The sequence below is a fragment of the Dyadobacter fanqingshengii genome, assembly GCF_023822005.2.
GTDB lineage: Bacteria > Bacteroidota > Bacteroidia > Cytophagales > Spirosomataceae > Dyadobacter > Dyadobacter fanqingshengii.
The window spans coordinates 2,803,704-2,826,441 of the sequence record NZ_CP098806.1 but is presented as its reverse complement, the minus strand read 5'-3'; the positions used below and the strand labels follow the sequence as shown (position 1 = coordinate 2,826,441).

The following is a 22,738-nucleotide window of genomic DNA, read 5'->3' as shown; positions in this document are numbered from 1 at the left end:
CATTTCCGATGTCAACAGGATATTCATTACATATTGGTCTTAACAGGGCCGATGTAGCACATTACGGAGACATGCCGGAGTTGAAGGCAGCTGTCAACGACGCTTTGTTCTGGGAGTCCTTTGCCATAGGCCTTGGCTATACCACCAGTAAACTGCATGACGAATACGCCACATCGGACGCGGTCAAGCACGCGCTCAACTCCTATGCGACACAGATGGTTGCGGGCGATATTCTGCTATTAACCTACGCGGGTCATGGCGGGGAACTGGCCAATGATAAACCAGCAGGTTTTGATAATGAACAAAATGATCAGACCTGGTGCTTATATGACCGTCAGTTACTGGATGATGAGCTTTACGAAGCCTTTGAAAAATTCTCAGAAGGCACGCGGATACTGATCGTTTCGGACAGTTGCCACGCTGGCACAATAACAAGAGACGGAGAACTTGACCTCAGTAAAATACTTGCCAATGGCATGGAACGAGCTGCAATGACGGGAGGAGCAAGATCCCGGAAATTAGATACGAATGTTAAAAAAAGGATCTATGTCAAGTTTGGAGAAAGCATTTATAAACCAATCCAAAAGAAATATCAGACTAAGGCCCAGGGATCACAGGTAAAAGCTTCGGTAAAATTACTCGCCGCATGCCAGGATGACGAAACAACGCTGGATGGGGAAAACAACGGTATTTTCACCGAAGCATTCATAGAAATCTTTAAAGATCCTGCTTACAAAGATGCCAATTGTGAAATGCTCATTGCGGCCGTTCAGCAGCGCTATTTCATGCCCCGGCCCAACTTTTTTCAATATGGAGGCATTATCCCTGCATTTGAACATTATTTCCCGTTTACCATCAACATTCCCGACGCCGATCAGGTGAAAGGTTTTCGAAAGCCACGTCTTCAAAAAAAGGAAACAGCCAGGATTAGTTTTGAGCGTGAAGCACCCTGGGATATGCTTACCTTAAAAAAACCGGCCGTCCTCACGATTGACCTGCCTGTTGCGCTGGCCGGCGATTATTTTCCTGGAAAGGATGCGGTAGTACTCAGCAATGTTGTGAAAGGCAGCAGGCAGGTAACGACTTTGGAATTTCCAGGGATTCCTAATGAACATGCATGGTCAGTTGTCCATGCCATCCAAACGGAGCTGGACAGGCTGGGGCATGATGCTATCGTAGAGCCGGTATTGAGTTTGGCTCCGGCCCAAAATGGCGCGGTCAGCCGGGAAGGGGATATCAACAATCCCGATTACATTAAGGAATGGCCGCCATCGCTAAACCAGGGTGAACCTGACGCAAGGATGGGTTGGCATCTGGACGAAAAACATTCGCAGCTTGCCAAGGCCCACGCATTTGTACAGACGCACAGGCCCGGTGCGCATATCCGGGTTGGCCATTTGGACACCGGCTTTATCGAAGGCCACGTCGCCAGACCCTTAAATCTCAACACAACCCTTGCCAGAAGTTATGTTTCCGGAGAAGACCCAAATCAGGCCATCGACAAAAGCGCCTCTGGCCAGGATGGGCACGGACTGGGAACTATGACGCTCCTTGCAGGAAATAATGTGACAAAATCAGCTACATTCGATGAATTTGAAGGCTTTGTTGGCGGGATACCGTTCGCGGAAGTGGTGCCAATCCGCATTTCCGAATCTGTTGTGATTATGAACAGTGAGAACTTCTGCAATGCATTAGAGTATGCCGTTGAAATCGGTTGCGAGGTTGTAACGATGTCTATGGCGGGCAAACCCAGCAAGAAAATGGCAAGGGCAGTTAATGATGCATATGATGCAGGACTGGTGATCGTATCCGCCGCCAGTAACTGCTGGTACAAAGGCGCCGGTGCGCTGCTGCCCAAATGCGTTATGTTTCCCGCTGCGTATGAGCGGGTAATTGCCGCCACGGGCGCAATGTATGACCATCAACCTTACGATGTCAATTTCATTCAGCAGGCCAGGTTTAACATTGGGACTAAATATATGCAGGGTTCCTGGGGCCCGGCTTCCCGCATGACGCGCGCATTGGCCGCGTACACGCCTAACACGCCGTGGGCATCCACAGCCATTCCATTTCTCCGAAGCGGGGGAGGAACATCTTCGGCAACACCCCAGGTCGCTTCGGCTGCGGCGCTCTGGATCGCATATCACCGCGATGAGCTCGAACAAAAGGGTTATTACAAACCCGGTCATCAATGGAAAAAAGTGGAAGCCGTTCGCAATGCGCTGTACACCGCGGCTGCCAAGGGTGAAACTTTTACCGAATGGCAGAAATATTATGGCAATGGTATCCTCCGCGCTTTCGATGCGCTGCTGGTTGGCGTGCCGGATGCAGCCGATTTGCAACCATCGCCAGAAGCAGAAAGCAGCCTTTTTGGCATTGGTGAAACAATAGGCGCTTTCTTTAAAAACCGAAAGTTGTTCCGAAGTGAAGCGGTAAAGCCATCAGTCGAAGCATTGACGGCCGAACTGGTAGATCTCCTTCAAACGGATCCGGAATTTTACCGTCTGTATTCGGTAATTAACTTGACAGACCCAATCAGTTGCGCTGCGCATATCAATAATGACGAATTTAAGTCGAAGGTCATAAAATCGCCCTATGCTTCACCTTATCTGAAACAGGCGATGATTGACTAACCTCACATCAAACTATGATATCCCAATTTCCGATAACTCTCGAACTGCTCCTCTGTGAAAAACTGGTCAGAGGTTGGTTGCTGGGGGAGGAACGTTGCGGCTACCGCGACTGCTGACGAGATCACAATCAATGCAAATGCAGTGTATTTATTACCGAAACGCTGATGCCGCTGATAATTGCCGGCGTAGGCGATGGCCACAATGCAAACAAGTGCGACCACTGCGGGCGCCCCGAAGATCAGTAACTTGTCCGTGAGCAGGTAAGTTTCTTTCGCAACCTTGTAAAGCCAGGTCGATAAGAAAAACGCGGACACAAGTGCAGGGTCAGGAACGAAGCGGTCGCTAGCGCCAATTATTTGTCGAAGTATTACTCAAAAAGTCGCGCAAAGTGATTTTCCAGATGGCTGCGCATGGCATTCCTCAACTGCTCCGAATTGCCGGTTTCTATAATGTCAACAAGGCCTTTATGCGAAACAAAGTTTGCATTAGCCGAGTACTTGCGGAGCAGCCCGCTTTTGTGCACATAATCAAACACAGGCAAAAGCATCCGCTGAAATTTCTTCATTGTCTCATTGCGGGTAATCTCGTAGAGTTTGCCATGAAACGCAATTTCATGCTCGATCTGGAAAAGCATCCGGTCTGAGGAAGACGGCTCGTTTTCGACCAAAACCTTCAAAGCAGCAATGTCTTCCGATGTCACCCGCTCCATAATGAAGTCGGCCATCCCGATTTCAAGCGACAGGCGCATTTCAAAAATTTCCTTCAATGTATTATCATCCAGGATCTTCGGGTTCATGCTTTTTTCAAGAATAGAAACCAGGTCCGGGCTCGTGATCACAGCCCCGCGATGTTTTTTGGATTCCACCAGACCCATCAGCCGCAGCCGCAGCATAGCTTCCCGAACGACAGTCCGGCTCACCCCAAGCGATTGTGCCAGTTCCAGTTCTTTCGGAATGGAGTCGCCCACTTTAAAATCCTTCTCGATAAATAGTGCGATCAGGTTACTCTCTACTTTGTCCACCAGCGAGCTTGTATCGATGCTCTTGATGCTTTGAAAAATGTCGTTCATTAAACGGTTAAAGTATTATGTATGACAAAAATGGCGGTTTTCATTCAAACTGCAACCAGTTTTTTTATTATCAATTTAAGATCATAAAAAATAATTTTCACAAGATGCTTGCAATCAACATCCTAATCGCTTTACCTTTATTATGTCATACATAATACATATTCTTAAACTTAACTCTTTATGAAATTGAACATTACGCGGTTAAAAGTGTTGCTAAGCCTCGCTGGAATGCTCCTGGCGATGGGTTTGCAGGCGCAGTCGACCAGGTTGCTCACCGGAAAGGTGATATCCGGGGACGACAAGCAAGGTCTTCCAAATGTTACCGTGTTACTCAAAGGAAAAAATGTCGCCGCAGAAACATCTGTCAACGGTGACTATGCGATACAGGCGGGTGCCGGTGATGTAATCCAATTCAGAATGGTTGGCTACGTGATCCAGGAAGTGCCGGTTGGCGTTTCGGAAACATTGGATATTGTGCTGCAACCGGATGTGTCGGCGCTCAACGAAGTTGTTGTAACGGGTTACGGTTCGGCCAGTCGCGCCAAGATCACCTCATCCATTGCCAAGCTGGATTCCAAAGTGTTGGAAACGGGCATGCGTTCCAATCCTGCTCAGGCGCTTGCCGGGACGATTGCCGGTGTGCGCGTAGCGACGTCAACGGGTCGCCCGGGATCGGTGGCCAGCATTACATTGCGAGGAGGAACCAACTTCGACGGCAGCGGAAGCCCGCTCATCGTGGTGGACGGGCAGGTGAGAGGCTCATTAAGCGACATTAACCCGGATGATATTGAAAGTATGGAAGTGTTGAAGGATGCCTCTGCCACAGCCATTTACGGGGCACGTGCCAGCAATGGTGTGGTTCTGATCACTTCAAAAAGAGGAAAAGCAGGATCGTCATCCATTACATTCAAATCCAAAACCGGGATCAACTTCCTGAATGTTCCTTATGACTATCTCAACGCAGCAGATTATATCAAATGGACGCGGATGGGTGTAGTGGAAGCGATCAAGAATGGCGTGACCACATCCTCGCTGCTCAGCGGCGTAGGTCCGCGCGGAACAGGAAACCTGTATAAGGATGCAAATGGAGCCATTTTGGACGGAAACTACGATTCGCGCGCGATATGGAGCACGATGCGTCTGACCGACCAAAACCGTGAGTTGCTGAATGCAAACGACGGCTGGAAAACGATGAAAGACCCCATCAAAACCAATGAATCAGGTGCCTATGATCCCAACGGAACCAATGCAGATCTGCTTTACAAAGACTTCAATTACGGTGATTTTGCATTCAAATCGCCTGCCATTTCTCAGGATTACAACATTGGCATGAATGGTGGCAATGAAAAAGGCGGTTACTATGCCAATTTGGGTTATTACAATGAGGACGGACTTTCGCTGGGCACATTTTACCGCCGGTTGACATTCACATTGAATGGTGATTACAAAATCAAAAGTTGGTTAAAATCAGAAAGCAGCCTGGCATTCGCCAGAGCCAACTGGCGTGATCAGTCGCTGCAAAACGGCGAGGCCAATTACTGGGGCAGAATGCTTTCCGCACCGCCTACAATGCGCGGAACCAATGCAAACGGCGAGCTGATTCTCGGCCGCGATGCCAGTGACGGCAATCCAAGCCTGAACATTGATAAATACAAAAGGAAAAACCAGTCTGATAAATTCACGCTCGGACAAGCATTCAAGGTTGATTTTACAGATGATCTCTTCCTAAGAGTTGGCGGAATATTGATGTACGACGAAGCAGAAGCCGAATCGTTCAACCGCGATTTCCGCATCGGGATCATGAGCACAACCAATCCGAATACGGGCTGGAACCGCGACCGGGCTTCTTCCGCAGGCTTCGACCGCATCATCCGCCAGACTTACAATGCTATTTTGAATTACAAAAAATCCTTCCTCGGCAAAAGCTACATCGACGCCATGGCCGGATTTGAATATTACGACGAAGCGACCAAAGGGTTCAGCGCCGCAGGACGCCTTGCGCCAACCGACGATTTTCAGGATCTCGGCTTGACCATCAATGACGCCAACACGCGCACCACTGATTCCTACCACACCCAGGAGCGCATTATCTCGGCTTTTGCCAGATTGAATTATGACTACGACGGCAAATATCTGGCTTCGTTTACAGTAAGGCGTGATGGCTATTCCAGGCTGATCGGCGATAACCAGTTTGGTACATTTCCGGCATTCTCGGCAGGCTGGCTGGTGCACAAAGAGGATTTTATGGCCGCCACCCAGCCATGGCTTTCCTTTCTGAAAGTGCGTGCGAGTTATGGTAAAAACGGCAATATCGGCATCGGCACCAACAACGGGATCGGCGTTTACGAGTTGCAGGGTTCTTATGGCTCACAAATTCCATATAACGGCAGCATTGGATTTTTACAAACGGGCGTTGCTAATCCAAACCTGAAATGGGAGAAGAGCAACACGGTCGAGGGCGGCTTGGAAATGGGATTTTTAAATAACCGAATTACTACTAACATTGCCGTTTACAATCGGGTTACGACGGATAAAATTGCCAGTGTATTGCTGCCAACATCCGCGGGTGTGGCGAGCATTCGTACGAACAACGGCAGCATGCGCAACCGGGGCATAGAACTGGAAGGCGTCTTCAAAGCAGTTCAGAAGCAAGATTTTACTGTGCAAATCGGTGCGAATGCAGCCTGGAACAAGAACCTGGTTTTGAAATTGCCATTTAATGGAAATGATAACAATCGCCAGGGCGGGCAGCGCATTTATGATCCACGTTCCGGGAATGTGATCTGGGCGGGGGGCTTGCAGGAAGGGCAGGAGCCGGGTGAGATTTTTGGTTATGTGAGCGACGGGATCATTCGCACGGGTGAAGATCTGGACAAATACAACAAGATTGACATTGCGGCGGGCGAAGTGCAATATGGCGCATCCGCTGGTAAACGAGTGGCGAGCAATGCATTGATCAATTCCCAAAACTTAAACAGGGCCACTTACATTTCAACCCAATTGGGTGATATGATGTGGAAAGACCTGGATCAAAATGACACCATTGATACACGCGATATGGTTTCCCTGGGACGGACCATTCCAAGATGGACGGGCGGTTTTAATACGACGATCCGCTGGAAAAACCTCTCGCTGTTTGCGCGGATGGACTTTGCTTTGGGACACAAGCAAATGGATTTCCAGCAAATGTGGTCACTGGGCAGTTTCCAGGGAGAATTCAATGCAACCGAATTGGTAAAAGACACCTGGACACCAGAAAACCCCGATGCCAAATATCCACGCTACACCTGGGCTGATCAGCTGAATTCCAAGAACTTCGACAGGCCTAGCAGCATGTTCTGGGTAAACTCGTCTTACCTGGCATTCCGTGAAATTTCATTGAGCTACACTGTGCCGTCATCATTGCTGCAAAGAGCAAAAATCGCGGGCTTAACCTTCACAGCGACAGGGCAAAACCTGGGCTATATTACCAATAAAATGCTGAGCCTGCCTGAGCGCACGGGCTCGCAGAACAGCGCTTATACTATTCCTACAACCCTTATCCTTGGAGCCAACTTCACTTTTTGAAATGATGAAAAAGATCAGACTTTACATATGCTGTGCACTGCTTTCGGTGCTGGCGAGTTCCTGCCAGGATGCGCTTGAACTCACGCCGCAGGACTATTTCGGCGACAGCAACTTTTGGCAGAACGAATCGCAGGTCAACAACTTTATGGTGGGCTTGCACAAACAATTCCGCGATAACCAGTTTCAGTTTTTGCGCCTTGGCGAAATGCGTGGCGGCAATTACAGCACAGTCGATCGTCAGGCCACTTCGCTGAACGAACTTCCCGTCATTGAGCAGCGACTGGAAGAAACTTCATCCGGCGTCAGCAACTGGGGTGGATTTTACGGCCCGATTTTGCAGCTCAATCTATTTATTCAAAAAGTAGAAGCCATCAGTTTCCTGCCCGAAACGCGTAAAATTTACCTGCTGGGACAGGCCTATGCGATGCGTGCTTACTATTATTTTCACTTGCTGCGGACTTATGGCGGCGTGCCGCTGGTTCTGGAAGCGGATGTTTTGAATGGGACAACCGATGCGGTGCAATTGCGAAAAGCGCGTGCTGCCGAAGCGGATGTGCTGGCGGCGATCAAGGCAGATGTGACCAAATCTATCTCACTTTTTGGCGCACAGACTGCGGTTACGGACAAAAGCCAATGGTCGCCTAATGCGGCTTTAATGCTCAAAGGCGAGGTTTTTCTTTGGTCCGCAAAAGTGTATGGCACGACGGCCGATCTGGCGGAAGCAAAAACAGCACTGAATGCAGTAACCGGGAGCACATTACTTCCCGGTTTCGCCAACGTTTTTGCCTACGGACAAAAGAACAACAGCGAGATCATTTTCGCGATCCGTTTTCGGGTTGGAGAAGCTGAAATGGGCAATGTGGCGGCTTATACTTATTCCACTTTCAATTTCAACGGACTGCATTACAAGGATTCCACTGTGAGCGCCGGGGTCGGCAATTTCCTCGTCGATCCATTGGTGCTGGCTGCGCCTAATTCAATGCAGGTCATTCAGCGCTATGCTTATACATTCGAGCTTTTCCAATCTTACGATGTGGCTGATAGCAGACGGAATGCGACTTTCTATGATTTTTATAAAGTTAATACGGATGTGAAACCATATGCGGTAACCATTAAAAACACGGCCCTGGTGAAGTTTCTGGGAACAATCGACGCCAATAAACGCTACTTTTCAGATGATTGGCCAGTTTATCGCGAAGCGGACAGATTGCTGATGCTCGCCGAAATCGTGAATGCAGAAGGCGGAGATCCAACCGCATTTATCCAGCCCGTGCGCGACCGCGCCTATGCGCCAGCAAAAGATCCGAAACCGTTTAAAAATGCAGGGAAAGATGCCAATGAACTGGCGATTTTTGAAGAGCGTACCAAAGAATTTGTGCACGAGGGAAAACGCTGGTATGACCTGCGAAGGATGAAATTTGGCGCTGAACCACTTATATTTAAGAGTGCACGCCATCCCTACGGACTGCTCGACAAAGCAACACAAGCCTACCGTATTTTATGGCCGGTCGAGGCCGCGATCTGGACCAATGATCCGCTCGTTGCGCAAACGCCCGGCTACCAAACTGCAAGACCTAATTAAGCATCAGATTTCAATATTATATTATGAATTTACATTTGAAAGGCCTCATTGCCGCTCCGTTTACACCCATGCAAGCCGACGGCAGCCTTAACCTGGATTTGATCCCGGACTACTATCAATTTTTAAAACAAAACGGCGTCAACGGCGCATTCATCTGCGGCTCGACGGGCGAAGGCGTTTCGCTGACCATTTCCGAAAAGAAGCAGGTGGCCGAGGCATGGGCAAGCTGTGCCAGAGACGATCAGAGCTTCACCATTATGCCATTGTTGGGCGGGACCTGCATTGCAGATTGCATTGAACTCGCAAAGCACGCACAACAGATTGGCCTGGACGCGGTTTCGTTTACAAGTCCATTCTATTTTAAACCTGCGAATGTTGAAATGCTCGCCGAATGCATTATTGCCATTGCCGAAACAGTGCCTGAAATGCCGTTTTATTATTACCACATTCCCGTACTCACGGGGGTTGGTTTGCCTATGTTTGATTTATTAAAAGTCCTGGATGGCCGCCTTCCGAACTTTGCGGGGATGAAGTATACGCATGAGGATTTCATGGATTTTCAGTCCTGTCTGAATTTCCAAAACGGCAAATATGATATGCTTTGGGGACGCGATGAAAACATGCTTTCTGCATTGGCAGTAGGCGCGAAAGGAGCGGTAGGGAGCACATTCAATTACGCAGCGCCGCTTTATCATGAGCTGATTGAGGCATTTGAACAAAATGACATGGAAAAGGCCGGTGCATTGCAGCAAAAGTCCATTGATATGATCCGGTTGCTGGGTAAATATGGCGGGATTTCGGTCGGTAAGGCGTATATGAAGGTTGTTGGGTTGGATTGTGGTACATTTCGTTTACCAGTGAAAAATATGAGCGACGCACAATTCCAATCATTTCAATCGGATGTGGCGGTGCTGGATTTTGATTCATTTAAATCGGGCCTGCCTACGGCCAAAACCACTCATTAATGCAGCTCAAAATTCCTTTTATCTGCTTTCTACTCTGCTTACATTTTATGTGGTCACCAACCCTGTATGCCCAGGATCAAAAGGCAAATGACATCGTGTGGACGGAACTCACGAGTTTGCCGCAACCATCCGGGGGCGAAAAACAGCTCGGCGTCGCAGGCGCCTTCACGGGCGTGCATAACGGCGTGCTGATTGTGGCTGGCGGTGCCAATTTCCCAGGCGGAATGCCCTGGGAAGGCGGTAAAAAGGTCTATCGCGGTGAGGTTTATGTTTTGCAAAAGAAACAGGATGCTTATGAGTGGATCGTCTCGAAAACACCCCATTTAAAGGAAAAGACTGCGTATGGCGCAAGCGTCTCTGTTGCAGATGGCATTGTTTGTCTGGGTGGAGAGCAGGAAAATGGCGTGACGAACAAGGCTTTTTTAATGCACTGGAATGCTGCAACAAGTGAAGTAATTTCTAAACCCTTACCGGATATGCCGGTTGCGCTGGCCAATGCCGGCGCAACCAGCATTGGTAATATTATTTATATAGTTGGAGGCGAAAACAATGGCAAGCCATCTAATCAATTTTTTGCACTAAATCTTTCCGAAGCTGCGCCAAAATGGGAGATTTTACCAGCGCTTCCTGTCGCAATGTCTCACTCGGTTGTCGTTTCGCAGAACAATGGCAAGCACTCCCAGGTGTATGTGCTTGGTGGAAGAAGCGCGACGACGAGCGGGATCAGCGACTTGCATAGCAGCAATTTCAGCTATGATCCTGCGAAAAAATCCTGGCAGAAACTAAGCGACATCAGCGATGGAAAACAGGTTACAACCTGGTCTGCGGGAACGGGTGTTGCCAGCGGGGCTTCCTACATTTTGCTGATCGGTGGCGATAAAGGCAATGTGTTTCACCAGATCGAAACATTCAACGCGCAAATCGCCCAGGCTGAGTTAGCGGAATTAAAACAAAAGCTGCAAGCAGAAAAAGTCGCGCTGCTGACTTCCCACCAGGGTTTCAGCAAAGACATTTATTTATACAACACCATTACCGACGCCTGGACAACCATCGGCCAACTCCCGGGAGCAGCGCAGGTTACGACCACAGCGGTGAAATGGAACAACGACATTTTCATCCCCAGCGGCGAAATCCGCCCCGGAACCCGCACACCTGCGATCACCAAAGGCACCATACAGCACAAGCCATTTTTCTCCTGGATCGACTCGGCGGTGTTAGGGATTTGTTTCCTGCTCATGACAGCCGGGCGCTTCCTTTTTACTGGCAAGACGAACAATACGGACGATTATTTCAAAGGCGGCGAACGCATTCCCCAATGGGCAGCAGGCATCAGCATCTTCGGGGCGAAGCTTAGCGCCATCACATTCATGGGCATTCCGGCTAAAACTTACGGCACGGACTGGACGTATTTTTTCCTGTTAATGACCATCATCATGGTCATGCCGCTCGTGGCGGGCTATTTCATTCCATTTTACAGGCGGCTCCATGTGACCTCAGCCTATGAATATCTGGGCAAACGCTTTAATTACGGATCGCGGGTGATGGCGTCAGCGCTTTACGTACTGCTTCAAATCGGCCGGATGGGCATTGTGGTGCTCCTTCCGAGCATTGCGCTCACATTGGTAACGGGCATCGACATCAACATTTGCATCATCATGATCGGTGCAATCAGCATTTTCTTCACGGTTAAGGGCGGCATTGAGGCCGTAATCTGGGTTGAAGTGATACAGGTGTTGATCCTGGCGACAGGCGCGTTGTTCTGCTTGTTTTACCTGCCATTTCACATTAATGACTGGAATGCAGGTTTCAAAGCATTGGATCAGGCCGATAAATTAAAGGTTTTCGACTTCCGTTTTGACTTCACCGAACCCACTTTCTGGGTCGTGGTGATTAGTGGATTAGCAATCAACTTGCTGACTTACGGAACGGATCAAACCACTGTACAGCGTTATCTGACGACCAAATCTGAAAAGGAATCGATCAAAAGCTTAAAACTGGGAGCGTGGCTGACATTGCCTTCCACACTCGTATTTTTCTCCATTGGTACATTGCTGTTCTTGTTCTTCCGCGAGCAGCCGCAGCAGGTGAATATGGCTTTGAATGATCAGGATAACATTTTCCCGTGGTACATTGTGAGTCAGCTTCCGGCGGGCTTGTCGGGATTGCTTATTGCAGGCATTTTCGCCGCAGCCATGAGCAGCACCGAAGCCAGTATGAACTCCACGGCAACATTGCTGACGACTGATTTTTACCAAAAACTAAGGCCCGACGTTACCCCAAAACAAACATTGTTTTTTGCCAGAACTGCCACCTTACTCCTCGGGGTTTTTGTAACCTGCATCGCGCTATACATGGCGCATAAGGGCGTTTCCTCGCTTTGGGATAAGTTTAACACCATTCTCGGCTTGTTCACAGGCTGCATTGGCGGCGCATTTATTCTCGGCATTTTTACCAAAAAAGCCAGCGGAAACGGAGTAATGGCCGGCATGGCCATCAGCTGCTTTACACAGATACTTATCCAGCATTACACCAATATTCACTTGCTGATGTATGCCTTCACCGGGCTTGTAAGCTGCGTGGTTTTCGGTTATGTATTCAGTTTAATGATGCCCGCGGAACGTGATTTGAAAGGGTTAACCATGTACGAATGATGGTGAGAATGCTCTTTTTGTTGTTGCTCAATGTGCTTGCTTTCGATTTTTCCAAAGCACAGTATGCCTTGGACAGCACATTAACATTAGCCCCGATTTTCTCAGATCACATGGTTTTGCAAAGAAGCAAACCCATCAGAATCTACGGAAAAGCGGCGAGTGGAAGCAATGTTAATGTTCAATTCTTAAATAAAGCATTGACCACCAAAGCCGATCAATCGGGAAAATGGAATGTGGTCTTTCCAGCTTCAAAGGAAGGCGGTCCGTATGCGATTTCAGTTTCTGCCAATGATCAGAAAATCACTGTGAGTGATGTGCTGATCGGTGATGTTTGGCTGTGTTCCGGGCAATCGAATATGGAATTTGCATTGCAGGATGCACAAACAGGGCCGGAGGAATTAAGGGCTGAAAAATTCGATTCCAAAATGCGCTTGCTGAAAATGGAAGGGATTGTTTCAACGGGCGATGTTGCGTGGGATTCCGCTTCGCTCTCCAAAGTCAATCGTTATGAATATTTTTCCAGCAGTTGGCAAACATTCAATAAAGCATCCGCCGCCTCGTTCTCGGCAGTCGCTTATTATTTTGGTAAAAAAATAAAACAGGAAGCCAGCGTCCCGATCGGACTAATCCAGGTCGCAGTGGGCGGCTCTCCGACTGAATCCTGGATAGAACATTCGCTTTTGGAACAAAACCAACAATTTGCAGGAATGCTAGGCAATTGGCCACATTCAACATTGGTTATGGACTGGTGCCGCGAACGTGCCGCAAAAAATATCAGCAATGCCCAGTCCGCGGATCAAAAGCATCCCTACCAACCCGGTTACAATTTTCAGTCAGGCATTGCCCCACTAACCGACTTCCCTATCACAGGCGTGATCTGGTATCAGGGTGAAAGCAATGTGTTTAATGTGCCGCTTCACGCACAGCTTTTTGAAATGCTGGTGAAAAGCTGGCGGCAAAAATGGGGCTATGCATTTCCATTTTATTATGTGCAGCTATCCGGCATTGAGAGGGCAAACTGGCCCGAATTCAGAGATTCACAACGACTTATGCTAGCCAAAATTCCAAACTCAGGCATGGCGGTCAGTTATGATCTGGGCGATTCTTTGAATGTGCATCCGATCCGCAAAAAGGAAGTGGGCGAGCGCCTGGCATTACTGGCGCTTCGAAATACATACAAAAAAAATGCTGTTGCCAATGGTCCGGTTCCGGCCAGAGCAATGCTGAAAGATCGGGTAATCAGGATTCAGTTTGCTGAAAACGAGAAGCTGTCGACCCAGGGTAGTAAACCATTAATTGGGTTTGAAATGATCACGCAGGATGGAAAACGGATGCCGGCCAATGCCAGCATTCAGGGAAATGAAGTTGTCTTAAACATTCCTAAGGACGGATTGATTACCACAATCATGTACGCATACCAGCCGTTTACACGCGCTAATCTTTACAATGAAGCAGGTTTGCCTGCACCCACTTTTTCAATGAAGGTAAAATAGAATCCAATGCATTACACAAAAACAGAACTGCAAAACCTGGGCAATTTTTACAAAAACCAGCTTTTGAACGACACCTTGCCGTTTTGGTTTCCCAGGTCGCTGGATGAGGAGTTTGGCGGATATCTTTTAATGCGCGATCACGACGGAACTTTGATCGATGACGACAAGGCCGTGTGGATTCAGGGCCGTACGGCTTGGTTGCTGGCAACTTTGTATAACACCGTTGAGCCGAGACCGGAATGGCTGGACGGCGCTAAATCGGGCATCGACTTTCTGAATAAACACTGCTTCGACACCGACGGACGCATGTTTTTCCATATGACCCGCGTCGGCGAACCCATCCGCAAACGCCGCTATTTCTTCTCCGAAACATTCGCCGTTATAGCAAATGCGGCATACGCAAAAGCAAGTGGAGATGAGGAAGCAGCAGCAAAAGCGCGCTACTTATTCGGCAAATGCATTGAGTATGCGACCATTCCCGGCTTGCTTGAACCAAAGTTCACGTCGACTCGCCCTGCCAAAGGAATCGGCGTGCCGATGATCCTGATGAACACCGCCCAGCAACTCCGCGAAACCATCGGCGACCCGCGCTGCAACGGGCTTATTGACCAATTTATCAAGGAAATAGAAAATGATTTTGTCAAAGACGACATGCAATGCGTGATGGAACAAGTCGCGCCGGACGGCAGCATTATCGATCACATAGATGGCCGGACGCTAAATCCTGGTCACGCGATTGAAGGCGCCTGGTTCATTTTGCACGAGGCCAAATACAGGAACAATGATCCGCACCTGATTGCACTCGGCTGCAAAATGCTAGACTACATGTGGGAGCGCGGCTGGGATAAGGAATTCGGCGGGATATTCTATTTCAGGGATGTATATGACCGGCCCGTGCAGGAATATTGGCAGGATATGAAATTTTGGTGGCCGCATAACGAAGTAATTATTGCCACATTGCTCGCTTATACGCTTACGCAGGACAAAAAATATGCAAAATGGCACGTTATGGTGCACGATTGGGCGTACACGCACTTTCATGACCAGGAAAATGGCGAGTGGTTTGGCTATTTGCACCGTGATGGAAGTGTGGCGCAAACGGCGAAAGGCAATTTATTCAAAGGCCCGTTCCATTTGCCAAGACAGGAATGGTATTGCTCGCAATTGATGCAGGAACTTGTTGGAACGAGCGTGGAAAGCAACATTTTTGAAACCGAAAAACAGCAACCTTGAATATGAAAATTATAAAACTGACCCTCATTGCATTCATTATTAGCCAAATGGCCGCTTATGCGCAAACGCCTGTTTTCGTCTCCGGTGCAGAGGGCTACAAGTCGTTTCGTATCCCGGCCATTGTTCGCGCGCCAGATGGTGATCTGCTTGCATTTGCCGAAGGCAGGGTTGCCGGAAGCGGTGACTTTGGCGACATTGACATTGTGATGAAGCGTAGCAAAAACAAAGGCAAAACCTGGTCAGCATCGCAAGTTGTGGCTGGTTATGACAAGCTGCAAGCCGGAAATCCAGCCCCTGTGTTCGATTTGAGCGATCCGGCATTTCCGAAGGGAAGGTTGTTTTTGTTTTTCAACACCGGCAACAACCACGAAGGCGAAGTGCGTAAGGGCAAAGGATTGCGGGAAGTTTGGTATAAAACCTCGACAGACTCGGGCGTAACCTGGTCTGAACCGGTGAACATTACCACGCAGGTTCACAAGCCAAAGCAACCGGAAGTGAATGCGGTCTACAATTCGGATGCGGATTGGAGAAGTTACGCGAACACGCCGGGACATGGTATGCAGCTCAACGAAGGCCCATACAAAGGCAGAATTTACATTGCAGCCAATCATTCAGCGGGTGATCCCAAGCCAAAAGGGGCAGATTACCAGGCGCATGGCTTTTACAGCGATGATCATGGCAAGACATTCAAGTTAAGCGAAACAATTGCTATCGAAGGTTCCAACGAATCAACAGCCGCAGAGATTTCGGGAGGCCGGGTTATGTTCAATGCAAGAAATCAAAAAGGCGATGTGCGGGCGCGGATCGTGGCGGTGAGCAGTGATGGGGGCATGAAATGGGATACCACTTATTTTGACCACAACCTGCCGGATCCGGTTTGCGAAGGAAGCATTCTGACCATTGGTAAAAACAAAAAGCACAACATCCTGGCATTCTCGAACGCAGCCGACACCAAAAATCGCGATAACCTTACATTGAGGATCAGTTTCGACGATGGGAAAACGTGGACGAAGCATTATGTGGTTGATAAAAGCAAAAACGGCGAAAAGGACTATACAGCGTATTCCGATCTGGTGCAAACGGGGAAGAAAACGGTGGGTGTTTTGTATGAATTCAATGCGTATCAATCCATTGTGTTCAAAGAAATTAATTGGAAATAAAGCGGCTGCAATTCTTTTTTCTGAAATTGTTTAAAAGCAGTCTAAATACCGGCTATTTTTGTGAAGGTGTGTTTGGAGTAAATGACGGCAGTGACGATATACGGTAAAATGGAGTATCAGGGACAACAGAGTTGTGAAACAGATTTAGAGAAAAAAAAGACAAACCATTCGTGGCAGTTTCCGGATTTTACCGGGCATGCCAAAGAGGAAGTCACAGAAAATGATCTGATTTACGATGATGAAAGGACAAAAGGAATTGGGAAAGAGCTGATTACGGAAGGGTTATTCGTTTGGTACGGGCATTTTCAGGTGCTTTCCGATAAGCCGCTTTTGGTGAGAACTTCGGGCTCGCATATCCAGATGAATTTTAGTTTGCAAAGCAGTACAACGTATTTTTCCGAGACTTCTTCCAAACCATTTGTCAGGTTCAAAACCCAGCAGCATAACCTGTTTCTCTTGCCTGAAAGAAATCTCGTAGTGCAATGGAAGCATAATGAGCAGGTTGAGGTTTTCGCTGTCAACATGAGCACCGATTTCTTCTTCAACAACCTGCCGGCGACCCATCCGCTTTACATGCATTTTCAGCGGGGGATCGATGCGGTTTTGCCTGCATTCATGAGCATGCGAAACCTGCCGCTTACTTCAAAAATGATTTCTTCCCTGTTCGAAATACTGAATTGTTCTTACAGTGGTTATCATAAAAGCCTGTTTATCAAGGCAAAAGTAATCGAGTTAATGGCATTGCAATTTGAACAATATGAACAACTTCCTTTGCCGGATATTACATCTTCGCTGAAAGAAGCAGATAAGGAAAAAATGCATCTGGCGCGAAAGATCTTGTCCGAAAATCTGGATAAACCCTGGTCGCTAAAAGACATTGCGCGTCAGATCGGGACAAATGAATTCAATCTTAAAAAGTATTTCAAAGAAGTGTTCGGAAAACCGGTTTTTGGTTATTTGCACGATCTCAGAATGGAAAATTCAATGCTCATGTTGCAGCAGCCGGGAAGCAAAATTGGAGAGATTTCTCAAAAAACCGGATACAAGAATCCCACGCATTTCACCGCAGCATTTAAAAAATACTACGGCATTCTGCCCAACAAGATCCGCATCGGCATATTCAATCTAATCCATTTTTCAGAATACATCATGCAGCTTTTTTCCGAATATTCAGGTGAGACTTCCATGCTTGAGGTGATTTGAGATGAAACATTGCCTCACACTCATGGCCCTGTTTCTCTCGTTCGCTGCACACGCCCAGATTTTGCGAAAAAGAACCACCATGCTCATGGGCGGGCGTTTTGACATTACAATCGTTGCCAAAGATTCGGCCGCTGCGGAAGCGAACATTGACGCAGTAATCGCTGAAATCACGCGGATAGAAAACCTGATTTCCGATTGGAAGCCGACATCCCAGGTGTCGGCAGTGAATGCGAACGCAGGCATTCGTCCGGTAAAAGTGGGCCGGGAAGTTTTTGATCTGACAGAAAGGGCCATTGCACTCTCAAAGTTGACGAAAGGCGCATTCGATATCAGCTTCGCAGCCATGGACCGCATATGGAAATTCGACGGCTCTATGACCGAAATGCCCACTGCCGAAGCGATTGCGAAGTCCGTGGAAAAAGTTGGTTATCAAAACATTGTCCTCGATAAAACCCACACCACGATTTTCCTGAAAAAGAAAGGGATGAAAATTGGCTTTGGCGCCTTGGGTGAGGGCTATGCAACGGACCAATGTCGGGATATGATGTTAAAAAAGGGCATTAAAGCAGGCATAGTGAATGGTTCCGGCGATATGAGTGCGTGGGGCAGGCAACCGGACGGCAGCGACTGGGTGATCGGCATTACGGACCCGAATCGTCAGGGAGAACTTTTTGCCGTGGTGCCGCTTCGCCAGGGCGCGGTTGTGACCTCGGGCAGTTATGAAAAGTTTGTGGTTTTCAATGACAAGCGTTATTCGCATATCATCAATCCCGCAACAGGTTACCCTGCCACAGGACTTACCAGCGTAACGGTCTTTGGTCCCAGTGCTGAGCAAGCCAATGGTTTCAGCACTTCGTTAATGGTTATGGGAAAAGACACCGGGATGAAACTGATCAATGATTTTCCGGAATTCAGCTGCATTATGATCACCGACGGAGGCGAAGTGATTACCTCCAAAAATTTCGATATTTCGGAATATCAACCTCAATAACAATCCATCAGCACCTGGCCATGCGACTGGTAATAGCTGATACTCCTGCCCAGACTGGCCTGGCAGATTTCGTCCAGCAATGCCACCACATTGTTTTGCATTGACAATGACCCGCAAAGCATAATCACGCCCTGATTTGCGAGCGTCTCCGCAACAAACGTTTCATCTGCCGCGAGCAGGTCCCGAACATATTGTTTCTCTCCTTCGCGCGAATAGGCAATGTGCAGGCTGTGTAACTTTCTGTCAACCAAACTCTTATCAATTACGGTTTTGTAAAGTGAGAAAGAGGCCTGGTCCCGAAAGCCGCAGTATAACCGACAATTCGCATGCGGACCCTGTTGGTCGATCATGCCCAGAAACGGCGCTATGCCTGTTCCGTTAGAGATCATGATCACGGAAGTGGCTGTTTCCGGAAAGTGAAAATGTTCATTCCCGATAATCCTGGCGCTGATCACGCTCCCTGGATTTAGGTGATACAGATATGCTGACCCTAGTCCACGTTCGTGTAATTTAACACTTAGCTGAATGTTGTTTCCAACCTTACCCATGGAATATAGGCGTTCACGGTGATCATTGGCAGGATAAATTGCCAGCAGATCACCGGAAGTAAAGTTTGCGCGATCATTCGGAACAAAATTGATTAAAAACGACTCTCCAGCGACAGCAACTTCCGTTTTATGCAATACGGTAAGTTCCTGCAAAGGCTCGTGCCGGGCTGTCAGTGCATCAAGGGAAACTGCCAGCTCAACACCTGCCTGCTGCGACCAACTCGCTGCCCACTGACTGAATTCATCCGGGGATTTGTCATTAATCGTGTGGATTTCGAGCGTAGGAATCGCCCAATTCTGCTTTGCGAGCAGGTTATCAACTTCAAAAGCAAATTTGCAAAAGTCGGGATAACCGTGCGAACCAAAGCCTACAACCGAAAAACGAACCGGGTTAGGTTGTTTGTGTTTTTCTAAACGCGTTGAAAAATGCGCAGCATTGGTAGGCGGGTTCCCGATTCCATAAGTTGCCGCCATCACGATGATGTTCGATGCTTTTGGGAAAACCTTATAATTATTTAATTCGGTAACAAATGCTGATTTTCCGGCCGCAATCAGCTGCCTGTGAATGGCGTTGGCAAAGCCGAATGTGCTTCCGTTTTCGGAGCCTACCAGAATGATAAACTCGCTTTCGTCGGCGGTGAAACTGTTTTTTACTCTGTTTGCCCTGCGCTTGAAGGTCATGGCAAAACCTGAGTAAATAAAGAAGAGAATGTTCCCCGAGGCAACTGCCAGAATAATGGCCCAAATCGCATTGGTACGGCCTGTGTGCAGATCCAGGTTCAGTTCGGTAAGCAATGCTGCGGTTGGGTACTTCACCTCACTTAAAATGTCCCCGGTAATCTGGTTCACAGTGATCTCCCGGTCGCTGAGTTTTAATGTATAGTAATCCTCGGGATCTTCGGAAAAGGGGAATTCTATGGTTTGGACTGCTGTTAATTTTATGTTTTTAAATATTTCAAAATCAGCCGGGTTCCTGACAGGATCCGATTGGATCGCATTAAAATCTACTTCGGACGATACTTTGGGCGATGCTATAAAACCAAATCGGGCCAGCGAAAGATAGGTGCCGCTCAATGCAATGATAAAAATCGGGATGAGTGATAACCTGCCAAGCACCACGTGGTAATACTGTGCGAAATTGTCCCGCACAATGCGTGTGAAAAAGCGTTTGAGACCACGCTGGCGCTGAATGATGAGCATTGTGCCGGAAACGGTGATCAGCAGCAGCAGGAATGCTGTTAAGCCGATCAGAAAGCGGCCTGTTTCGTGAATAAAAAGAGAGCGGTGTAAGGCGGTAACCCATTCAAAAAACGCACTCTTTGGTGCCGGGTAACCCAGGATTTTGCCCGTTTGCGGATCAATGTAAGCTTGCAACTTTTTTCCTTCGGCATCGGAGCCTTTGATCTGGACAAACTGGTTTTTGTCGACCGTCAGCTCGCTGATTTCCGGATATTGTTTCCTTAAAACGGGAAGCGTCCGGGCAAGTGTTGTTTCACTGAAATTGTCGGTGCGGTAGGGTAGGACTTTCTGCGATAACGGCTCGAACGCCAGGATTATACCGGTTACAGCAGCGAGGCTCAGTAAAAGAAAAGAAGATACAGCCAAGGCAAGGTGGCTGTATCTCCATATAGAAATGGTCATAGGGCACTCATTGCATTAATTTGGGCTGAACCGGACGTATCGAATGTATCCGGTGCCTTCGTTTTTGGCAGAAAGGGCCTCGGTGGTCAATGGTATTTCCAGGTCTTTCACATGGTATTTTTGGTCCTCCACGGCGCTCTCAAAACGAATTTTGTAGCCCGCATTGATCTTTGCATTATCAATTTCAAACACATTCACGCTGCGGTCGCCTCCGGTTACGGATGCACCGGTGACCGCACTAATGTTGGCTTTTTGCTTGGATTGAAATTTATGCCATTCTTTCATGCTGTTATACCACTTTTTATCAGGCCCAAGGACATACAATGTCTTTTCGTAAGCGCCTTTGCCGTTAATCAGTGAGATCACAATATAAGCGCCTTCCCCCATGTAATTCGTCATCTGGATCATGCACTTGTATTTGCTGGTGCCCGTTGTTTGTGCAACAGCCGCATGAGGTTGGGCGAAGGTCAGCAAGAGAAAGAGGAGTGTTGCTTTGATTAAATCAGACATGAAAATTATTTCAGAAATTGAACAGTTATATTGTTTCTGGACAGCGACTCGTTTTCGCCAGCCAGGTCAAAAGCAGTTTCTTTGAAGTTGGTCTCAATGTCTTTTTTTGCACCGATCGAAAGCAGGTATTTCAGCATTGCATCATCTTTGGAAACCATGGCCGCCTTGTGCAACGCCGTTATGCCTTCGGCATTTTTTGCATTCACATCAATCTGATATGCTTCCAAAAGTTTTACCAGCGCCAGGTCGTTTTTCGCTACTGCCACATGGTATAATGTGTTGCCGTTTTTTGCCGGTGCTGCAATTTTGAAACCTTTGTCCTGCAAAACTTTCACCTTAGGACCAAATTCATTGGCTGTTCTCCCATTGTAAGATTGCGTCAGGTAAAATGCGAGGTTATCGCCGTTTTTGTCCGTGGTGTTGATGTCCGCGCCTTTGCCGATCAAGTAACTGATCACTTCCGGAGAATTCCCACGAACTGCCATTGCTAGCGCGCTAACGCCCTTTTCGTTGACCTGGTTAACGTTTTTAACAGTGGAAAGTAATATTCCAATGGTCGCTGTATCGCGATTGCTTGCCGCTGCGTTCATAAAAACCGTATTGCCGTCCTCGTCCGCTTTATTCACATCAACGCCTTTGCTCAGGAAATATCTGATGATTTCTTCTTGCTTTGGCTTACGAACAATGGCATGCAAAGCGTTTTCTCCGTTCTTGCCGATCACCGTTGGTTTCAGTTTCAAACTTTCCAGATATTGATAAACTTCAATGGAGTTCGCACCTCCGCGTGAGCCCTGCGCGGCCATTAAGATTGCATCTGAATTTGCAGGAACTCCTTTTGCCAAAAGCGCTTTTAGGACGTCAATTTTCCCTGCCCGCGCAGCATAGCTGAATGCATTATTACCCGCGGCGTCAGTGCTTTTCAGGTCAAGTCCTTTTGAAATAAAATAATTGGTTAAAGCCAGATCTTTATCATTGGCAATACCGATCAGCAATGCATTGGCGCCATCATTGTTCAGGTCTTTTTTCAAATCTGCACCGTGGGCCAGGCATATGTCATAAACTTTGGTATTCTGCTGACCGCCGCCCGCAGCGAAATTGATTGGCGTAGCGCCGTGACCGTCTACATAATTTCCTTTTGATCCTTTGGCGACAAGATATTTCATCAGCTCCACATTGCCGCGCATAGCAGCCCAGTGAAGGTAAATGCGGCCGTCGTGGGTCGCTTTGTCGACTGTGTTGCCCGGCTGGGTCAGGAGATATTCAATGGTAGGATTAGGGGCACCGGCGTTGATCGCCAACACAACCGGATCAAACATGTTGTTGTTGAACTGAGAGGGATTGCTTCCTTTTTCAATTTCCGCTTTTACCGCATTTACGTCCGGAGCGGTTTTCCAGAATGATTGTTCCAGAAGCACATTCTGCTGAGCCTGAGCAGCAAACGAGAAGAATGCGCAAACGGCAATAAGAAGTTTTTTCATACGAAGACGAATTA

At 48.0% G+C, this 22,738-nt stretch carries 15 protein-coding genes; 10 read left to right on the top strand and 5 right to left on the bottom strand.

What is annotated here, in order from left to right:
* Nucleotides 1-8: 8 nt before the first annotated feature.
* Nucleotides 9-2,633, top strand: a complete 2,625-nt coding sequence (locus NFI81_RS11785; RefSeq protein ID WP_234612241.1) for a caspase family protein — start codon at nucleotides 9-11, stop codon at nucleotides 2,631-2,633.
* Between the two features lie 2 nt (nucleotides 2,634-2,635).
* Here the strand turns inward: NFI81_RS11785 and NFI81_RS11780 are convergent, their stop codons facing one another.
* Nucleotides 2,636-2,947 carry a hypothetical protein gene (locus NFI81_RS11780; protein WP_234612242.1) on the bottom strand — a complete coding sequence of 104 codons (312 nt, stop codon included), beginning with the start codon at nucleotides 2,945-2,947 and terminating at the stop codon, nucleotides 2,636-2,638.
* Between the two features lie 53 nt (nucleotides 2,948-3,000).
* A complete protein-coding gene (locus NFI81_RS11775) occupies nucleotides 3,001-3,702 on the bottom strand; it encodes a FadR/GntR family transcriptional regulator (RefSeq protein WP_234612243.1) in 702 nt (233 codons plus the stop codon).
* 180 nt (nucleotides 3,703-3,882) lie between these two features.
* On the opposite strand from NFI81_RS11775, the gene NFI81_RS11770 reads away from it, so the two are divergent.
* The 9 genes from NFI81_RS11770 (at nucleotide 3,883) to NFI81_RS11730 (ending at nucleotide 18,547) form a co-directional block, all read left to right on the top strand.
* The gene (locus NFI81_RS11770; protein ID WP_234612244.1) at nucleotides 3,883-7,269 is read left to right on the top strand and encodes a SusC/RagA family TonB-linked outer membrane protein; all 3,387 of its coding nucleotides are present in this window, start codon (nucleotides 3,883-3,885) and stop codon (nucleotides 7,267-7,269) included.
* A complete protein-coding gene (locus NFI81_RS11765; protein WP_234612245.1) occupies nucleotides 7,247-8,851 on the top strand; it encodes a RagB/SusD family nutrient uptake outer membrane protein in 1,605 nt (534 codons plus the stop codon). Before NFI81_RS11770 ends, NFI81_RS11765 begins: the two co-directional genes overlap by 23 nt.
* Nucleotides 8,852-8,874: 23 nt before the next feature.
* On the top strand, nucleotides 8,875-9,816 hold the full coding sequence (locus NFI81_RS11760; RefSeq protein WP_234612246.1) for a dihydrodipicolinate synthase family protein: 942 nt from the start codon (nucleotides 8,875-8,877) through the stop codon (nucleotides 9,814-9,816).
* A 47-nt stretch (nucleotides 9,817-9,863) separates the two neighbouring features.
* On the top strand, nucleotides 9,864-12,467 hold the full coding sequence (locus NFI81_RS11755; RefSeq protein ID WP_234612247.1) for a sodium:solute symporter family protein: 2,604 nt from the start codon (nucleotides 9,864-9,866) through the stop codon (nucleotides 12,465-12,467).
* Complete coding sequence (locus NFI81_RS11750; RefSeq protein WP_234612248.1) at nucleotides 12,464-13,960, top strand: sialate O-acetylesterase; 1,497 nt, start codon at nucleotides 12,464-12,466, stop codon at nucleotides 13,958-13,960. Before NFI81_RS11755 ends, NFI81_RS11750 begins: the two co-directional genes overlap by 4 nt.
* Before the next feature lie 6 nt (nucleotides 13,961-13,966).
* Nucleotides 13,967-15,193: an AGE family epimerase/isomerase gene (locus tag NFI81_RS11745; protein ID WP_234612249.1), complete on the top strand. Its 1,227-nt coding sequence runs from the start codon at nucleotides 13,967-13,969 to the stop codon at nucleotides 15,191-15,193.
* 2 nt (nucleotides 15,194-15,195) lie between these two features.
* Nucleotides 15,196-16,353, top strand: coding sequence for a sialidase family protein (locus NFI81_RS11740; protein WP_234612250.1), 1,158 nt, complete (start codon nucleotides 15,196-15,198; stop codon nucleotides 16,351-16,353).
* Nucleotides 16,354-16,461: 108 nt separating this feature from the next.
* Nucleotides 16,462-17,556, top strand: a complete 1,095-nt coding sequence (locus tag NFI81_RS11735) for a helix-turn-helix transcriptional regulator (RefSeq protein WP_234612251.1) — start codon at nucleotides 16,462-16,464, stop codon at nucleotides 17,554-17,556.
* A gap of 22 nt (nucleotides 17,557-17,578) precedes the next feature.
* The gene (locus NFI81_RS11730) at nucleotides 17,579-18,547 is read left to right on the top strand and encodes an FAD:protein FMN transferase (RefSeq protein WP_234612252.1); all 969 of its coding nucleotides are present in this window, start codon (nucleotides 17,579-17,581) and stop codon (nucleotides 18,545-18,547) included.
* On the opposite strand, the gene NFI81_RS11725 is transcribed toward NFI81_RS11730, so the two are convergent.
* Genes NFI81_RS11725 through NFI81_RS11715 form a run of 3 tightly spaced genes read right to left on the bottom strand, consistent with a single transcriptional unit; the run spans nucleotide 18,541 to nucleotide 22,724 of the window.
* Nucleotides 18,541-20,736, bottom strand: a complete 2,196-nt coding sequence (locus NFI81_RS11725) for a PepSY domain-containing protein (RefSeq protein WP_234612253.1) — start codon at nucleotides 20,734-20,736, stop codon at nucleotides 18,541-18,543. The genes NFI81_RS11730 and NFI81_RS11725 overlap by 7 nt on opposite strands.
* A gap of 15 nt (nucleotides 20,737-20,751) precedes the next feature.
* Complete coding sequence (locus NFI81_RS11720; RefSeq protein WP_234612254.1) at nucleotides 20,752-21,246, bottom strand: DUF2271 domain-containing protein; 495 nt, start codon at nucleotides 21,244-21,246, stop codon at nucleotides 20,752-20,754.
* Between the two features lie 5 nt (nucleotides 21,247-21,251).
* Nucleotides 21,252-22,724, bottom strand: a complete 1,473-nt coding sequence (locus tag NFI81_RS11715) for an ankyrin repeat domain-containing protein (protein WP_234612255.1) — start codon at nucleotides 22,722-22,724, stop codon at nucleotides 21,252-21,254.
* Nucleotides 22,725-22,738: the final 14 nt, after the last annotated feature.